General features: G+C 64.8%; 6 protein-coding genes. 1 reads left to right on the top strand and 5 read right to left on the bottom strand.

The genetic code is table 11. From position 1 onward, the window contains the following. From VK519_RS07395 to cysD, 3 genes are all read right to left on the bottom strand, one after another. On the bottom strand, positions 1–479 hold a 479-nt coding region (locus VK519_RS07395), incomplete at its 3' end, for a glucokinase (RefSeq protein ID WP_324348633.1). A gap of 35 nt (positions 480–514) precedes the next feature. Continuing rightward, a complete protein-coding gene (cysN, locus tag VK519_RS07390) occupies positions 515–2,368 on the bottom strand; it encodes a sulfate adenylyltransferase subunit CysN (RefSeq protein WP_324348632.1) in 1,854 nt (617 codons plus the stop codon). Next, positions 2,368–3,276, bottom strand: coding sequence for a sulfate adenylyltransferase subunit CysD (cysD, locus tag VK519_RS07385; protein ID WP_324348630.1), 909 nt, complete (start codon positions 3,274–3,276; stop codon positions 2,368–2,370). The genes cysN and cysD overlap by 1 nt, the downstream gene beginning before the upstream one ends. Positions 3,277–3,547: 271 nt before the next feature. Here cysD and VK519_RS07380 point away from each other — a divergent pair, with 271 nt between their 5' ends. Next, on the top strand, positions 3,548–4,117 hold the full coding sequence (locus VK519_RS07380; RefSeq protein ID WP_324348629.1) for a hypothetical protein: 570 nt from the start codon (positions 3,548–3,550) through the stop codon (positions 4,115–4,117). Positions 4,118–4,125: 8 nt separating this feature from the next. Here the strand turns inward: VK519_RS07380 and VK519_RS07375 are convergent, their stop codons facing one another. Together VK519_RS07375 and VK519_RS07370 are read right to left on the bottom strand one after the other, a co-directional pair. Then, positions 4,126–4,794: a class I SAM-dependent methyltransferase gene (locus VK519_RS07375; RefSeq protein ID WP_324348628.1), complete on the bottom strand. Its 669-nt coding sequence runs from the start codon at positions 4,792–4,794 to the stop codon at positions 4,126–4,128. A 26-nt stretch (positions 4,795–4,820) separates the two neighbouring features. Next, positions 4,821–6,259: glycosyltransferase (locus VK519_RS07370; protein WP_414692713.1), on the bottom strand; the 1,439-nt coding region annotated here is incomplete at its 5' end.

The following is a 6,259-nucleotide window of genomic DNA, read 5'->3' as shown; positions in this document are numbered from 1 at the left end:
CCACCGTCGGCGAGCGAGCCGTCCAGGGCATAGGCCAACGCTTCAAAATCGTTGAGGACGGCGACCTGGTCAAACCCTAACGCCTGGCGCAGCTGTGTCAGGTGGATGGGCCACGCAAGGTTGTCGTTCACGACTTCGTCGCCCATGACCTGGCCAGCGCAAGCGAGCACGCAGTGCTTCACCGGGACGCGCACGTCGCTTTCGATGAAGGCCTGGAGCAGGTCCGACAGCATCGGGAACTCCGCGCACGCGAAGACCCGATAGGCCAGCGTTTCGACGCCGTGGACCCCGTCGCGCGAGGCACGCATCAGCGCGACACGCCCGTGCGTGCCGCCGATGTCGGCCGCCAGGAACGGCGTCGCCGGTAGCCCTGTCAGTCGGTCGGAATGGTCGATTGCCACGTCCAGCGCGCTCCCCGCATTGGATCTGTCTTTAGCCTGTAACGGAATTGACACCGGTGTCAAGCGGTGGCGCAGCATGCGGGAAAAATTCCTAGGAGCGCAGGCGTCGGTCGTTACGGAACGATTCGCCCGGCGAGCCAGCCGGCCAACCCATCGGCCTGGGCCTGGGGCGAGGAGCCCATGGTCATCAGGTGAATATCCGCGTTCGCAGGCGGCTCGTAGGGTGAGTCGATGCCGGTAAAGTTGGCCAGCAGCCCCGCCCGCGCTTTGCGATACAAGCCCTTGGGATCACGCCGTTCGCACTCGGCCAGCGGCGCATCCACGTACACCTCAACGAACTCGCCGGGCTCGAAGCGCCCACGGGCGAACTCGCGCTCGGCGGCGAAGGGCGATATGGCACACACCAGCACCACCAGTCCGGCGTCCAACATCAGGTGCGCGACCTCGGCCAGGCGGCGGATATTCTCCACGCGCGCCTCGGCGGTGAAGCCAAGGTCGTTGTTGAGGCCATGACGAACGTTGTCGCCATCGAGCAGGTACGTATGGTGCCCCAGCGCGGTGAGGCGCTGCTCCACAAAGTTCGCGATCGTGGACTTGCCGGAGCCGGAAAGCCCGGTGAACCACACGCATAACGGCTTCTGGGCCTTGGCATGGCTGCGCATGGCCTTGTCGACATCCATGTGTTGCCAGTGGATATTGGCCGAACGGCGTAAGGCGAAATCCAGCCGGCCACAGGCGACGGTCGCCCGGCTGAGCAGGTCCACCAGCACGAAGCCGCCCAGCGCCGCGTTCGTGGCGAAGGGTTCGAAGGCGATGTCCTGGTCCAGGTCCAGGTTGCATGCGCCGACCTCGTTGAGCTCCAGCCGCCTGGCCGCCAGCGGCGCCTGGGTATGGACATCCACCTTGTGCTTGATCGTGGTGATCCGGGCCCGAACGCGCCCCGTGCCCTGCAGGAGATCGTAGGCGCGTCCCGGCAACATGGGCTCCTGGCTCATCCACAGCACATGGCAGGCGAATTGCGATGCCTCCGGACAAGGCGCGTCAGCGCTGGCAAGTACCTGGCCCCGCCCGGCCTGGACATCCGGATGCAGCGTGAGCATCACGGCCTGGCCACGCCGCGCGGTGTCGGCAGTTTCCCCGGCTACGCGCAAAGTGGCCACGCGCGCGGTGGTCTTGCCCGGCTGGACCATCACCTCATCGCCCACCTGGATGCAACCGGCCTCGACGGTACCGGCGTAGCCGCGGTAGTCCTGGTGGGGGCGCACCACGAGCTGGATCGGCAGGCGAAAGTCGCCGTCCGCAGGCTGCGGAACCGGAGCCTCTTCCAAGGCCTCGAGCAGGGTGGGTCCTGTGTGCCAGGGCATGCGTGGCGAACGCGTCGCGATGTGATCACCATCGGTCGCCACCACCGGGATGGCCACCACTCGCGCGATACCGAGTTCGACGGCCAGCGCTTGGTATGCAGTGCGGATATTCTCGAACACGGTGGCATCGAATCCCACCAGGTCCATCTTGTTGACCGCCAGGATGACCTGCCCGATGCCCATCAAAGCGCAGATGTAGCTGTGTCGCTGGGTCTGGGCGAGCAGGCCTTTGCGCGCATCCACCAGCACCACGGCGAGTGACGCCGTGGAGGCGCCCGTGGCCATGTTGCGCGTGTATTGCTCGTGGCCCGGGCAGTCGGCGACGATGAAGTTCCGGCGTGCCGTGTGGAAGTATCGGTAGGCCACGTCAATCGTGATGCCCTGCTCGCGCTCGGCTGCCAGGCCATCGGTCAGCAGCGCGAAATCCAGCTTGGCAGGCGCCTCCGGATGCTGCCGCGCGCTGTCGCGCGCCAGGGTGGCCACCTGATCGTCAGGGAGCATGCCCGCATCGTGGAGCAGTCGCCCCAGCAAGCTGCTCTTGCCATCATCCACGCTGCCGCAGGTGATGAAGCGCAGCACTTCGTTCGTATCCGCTGCCGCCATCAGAAGTAGCCTTCCTGCTTCTTGCGCTCCATCGATGCCGCCGGGTCGCGGTCGATCACCCGCCCCTGGCGCTCCGACGTCCGTGCGTGGACCAGCTCGTCGATCAGGGCGTCGAGCGTCGTGGCGTCTGATTCGATGGCAGCCGTCAATGGGTAGCAGCCCAGCGTGCGGAAGCGCACCTGGCGCCGTTGTACCTCTTCACCCGGCTGCGGGACCAGTCGCTCGTCATCGACGACCAGCCATGCCCCGTTGCGTTGGATGACTGGGCGTTCCGCCGCAAAGTAAAGGGGTACCACTTCGATGCCTTCGCGCCTGATGTAGCGCCAAATGTCCAACTCCGTCCAGTTGGACAACGGGAATACCCGTGCGGTCTCGCCCGGGGCAAGGCCGGTGTTGTAGAGATGCCACAGCTCCGGACGTTGTGCTTTCGGCTCCCAACGGTGCTGGGCATTGCGGAAGGAAAACACCCGCTCCTTGGCGCGGGAGGCCTCCTCGTCGCGTCGCGCGCCGCCGATGGCGGCATCGAAGCCGTGTCGCTCCAGCGCCTGCCGGAGCGCCACCGTCTTCATCAACTCAGTGTGGATTGTCGGGCCGTGGACGAGCGGCGAGATGCCCTGCGCCTGGGCTTCCTCGTTGACATGGACCAGGAGTGTGATGTCCGGGGTGGCCGCCACGCGCTCGCGCAGGGCGTACATCTGGCGGAACTTCCAGGTGGTGTCCACATGCAGTAGCGGCATCGGTGGGGGCGCCGGGGCAAAGGCCTTGCGCAGGAGGTGGAGCAGAACCGAGGAATCTTTGCCGATCGAATAAAGCATGACCGGCGCGCGGAAGCCCGCGGCGACCTCGCGGATCACATGGATCGCATCGGCTTCAAGGACGTCCAGGTGTGGCACGGTTGGCACGGTCACGGTGGCGCAGGCCAGCTCCGGAAGCACACGGCGCGACGCCCGAAAGGGGGTTGCCAGGTCACTATATCCTCCCCAGTTGGTAGAGAGCCTAAGCGGTTTCGCCATGCTTGGGAATCCGGTCCCGGAGGCCGCGGCATGCTGCGATCGAGAATTGGCTACAAGTATTTCCAGAAGATTGGACATTTGCCGTAAGCCGGCAAGGCCGTAGGCTCGCAGCTGGTCCAGACGAGAGCGAGCGATGAATCTACGTAAATTCGGTCGAACATGGGCCATGCCCTTCCTGCTCGCGGCCGTCGGCGCAACGGCGATGGGCGCTCAACCGGCGCAAGCGGAACCTGCGTCAGCTGCTCCAGCGTCCGCCGAACGCGATGGGTCCCATGACTTCGACTGGGAGATCGGCACCTGGGCCACCAGCGTGAAAGTGCTGCGCAATCCCTTGTCGCCGAAGGCGACCTGGGTCGAATTCAACGGCACATCGGTCATTCATGCCCTGGGTGGCGGCCGGTCCAATGTGGTTGACCTCGATGTCAAAGGTCCCCCCGGTCGGATCCAAGGGGTTTCGCTGCGGCTCTACAATGTCCAGGGGCGCCAGTGGACCCTCAACTTCGCCAACATGGGCGACGGCCTGCTGACCCCTCCCTCTGTGGGGGAATTCACGAATGGCCGTGGAGAGTTCTATGGAACCGACACGCTACGTGGCCGGACGATCCTGGTCCGCTTCGTGATCCTTGACGTCATGCCGGATTCGGCGCGCTTCGAGCAATCCTATTCCGCCGACGGTGGCAAGACCTGGGAGCTGAACTGGATCGCGACTGATCGACGACTACCAGCGAAGCCCTAGAAAATCCCTCAGGCAGCCTTGCCACGCAACACATACTGCAACGCCAGTGCATCCTGCGCCGCCATCTCCGGATCGGCTTGCGCCGCCGCTGCCATGGCCTTGATGATCGGAAGGAACACGTGGCGCTGCGGGTCGTCGAAGATGCGCGCCATGCCGTCTTCCACGGCAAAGCCTGCGCCCTGGAACATCTCGATCATGGTCATGCGGGTGAACCAGCGGATATGGGTGCGATCGAACAGGCCCGAGTCTTCGTAACGGAAGTTGCCGAACGACAATTTTGCCTGGACGCTCCAATGCTGGGCGTTGGGAATGCAGGCGACCACGGTGCCGCCGGGCGGCAGCACGGCGCGGATGTTGGCAAGCAGTTTCCATGGGTCGTGCAGATGTTCGAGCACGTCGCCAAATACCCAGCAATCGCCACCCAGGGTGGTGCCCAGCGTATGGGCGTCGGCCTGTTCGACGTTGAGGTCGAGCACCTCGTCGCAATGCCGGCGGGCTAGTTCCGCGTAGCTGGGATCGATCTCGATGCCGATGTAGTGGACGTCTGGGTTGATCGCTTTATAAGCGCGGGCGAGGGCGCCTGAGCTGCAGCCCACTTCCACTACGCGGCGCGCGTTGGTGGGCATGAACTTCAGCAGATCCGGATTGTGCTGCTCGTGCACGGGTGTCTGTTGCATGATGGCGTCTCGCTTTTGGATGGGGGTCAGTCGGGAAGCCAGGCTTTCGCCCAGTCCGCCAGGTGTGGTCCGGTAAGCATGTAATCGCGGTGGATCGCCGAGCGCAGCTCGTCGCCGGCACGCTCCGTGGCGTCCAGATCCGATAGGTGCATGCGGATCGCCTGCATCCAGTCGCGGTAGCGGTTCTTCACGCGCGTCACAGGCAGGTCGTCGCGGTAACAGATGATGTCGCTGCACACCACCGGGAACCCGCAGGCGCCGTATTCCATCAGGCGCAGGTTGCTCTTGCAGGCGTTGAAGATGTTGTCTTCGAGCGGGGCAAGGGCCAGGTCCAGGTTGAGCGAGGCCATCTTCTCCGGGTACAGCTCGATCTGCACGCCATACTGGAAGTCGTGCACGTAAGGGCGGAGTTTTTCCGGGCACATGCCCAGGAATACCCATTCCACTTCGTCGGCCAGGTCCCGGACCACGTCGGCGATCAGTTCAAGGTCGCCACGGTGGCTGGAGCCACCACCCCAGCCCACGCGCGGCTTCTTGCCCACGCGGCGCTGGCTGGGAGTGAGGCTGCCCCACCAGTTCACCGGCAGGCGGTTCTTCACTACGCGAATATCGCTGTGCAGGTGGGACATCTGCTCGGCCAACGGCTCGGTGGACACCACGAAGCGATCGACCATGCCCAGGGCCTTGCGCAGGTTCTTTGGCAGGTCGGGGGTCTTCATGGTCTTGTAGTGGGCGCTCTTCACCGGGATGTGGGTGAGGTAGTCGTCCAGTTCGAATACGCGGAAGGCGCGGGAGAGCTCCTTCATTTCCTTCACGCGGTCGCGCTGGCTGGGGCCCATCTGGCGCTGCAGCACCACGGTATCGGCTTCGGCACGGGCCAGTTCCACCGGCAGCAGGTACCGCTCGCTTACCAGGCCTTCCATCTGGCCTTCGCGCTGCATCGAGGCGAACGGCTGGCGGACGCGGTAATGGCCGCAGCCGAAGGCATCACCGGGGATCACCACCGCGCGCGGCAGTACCGGCTTGGCGAACGGCTGCCAGGCTTCATGGCGTTGTTCGTTCAAACTGAAGTTGGTGTTGAGGATGCTCAAGTTCCGGTTGTAGGCCGGATCGCGAACCATCCACGGCTGCCAGCGCCGGTTGAGGTTGGCGTGCTCGTTGTCCGACAACTGGCGCAGCGCCTGCACGAATGCGTTCTGGCCGGCACTGGCGCGGGTGTCGCGCATCACGCGCGCATGCGGTGTCCACACGGTCAGGAAGCCGGCTTCACGTGCTTTCAGGCACAGGTCCACCGCGTGGTAGTGATTGGGGAACACGCCGTCGCTGAAACCGTCCACTGCCACGAACACGTCGCGACGCACCAGCAGGCATTCGGCACCGACGGCGCTGTAGTTCTGGTCCAGCTGCAGGCGCTGCATGTAACCCGGGGAGGTGGCGGCCTCACCGCGGAAAGCCGCATGGGCGG

Origin of the sequence: Pinirhizobacter sp., assembly GCF_035317885.1 — a bacterium.
Lineage (GTDB): Bacteria > Pseudomonadota > Gammaproteobacteria > Xanthomonadales > Rhodanobacteraceae > Pinirhizobacter.
Note: the sequence above shows the minus strand (reverse complement) of the source record. Positions and strands in the feature narration are given on the sequence as shown.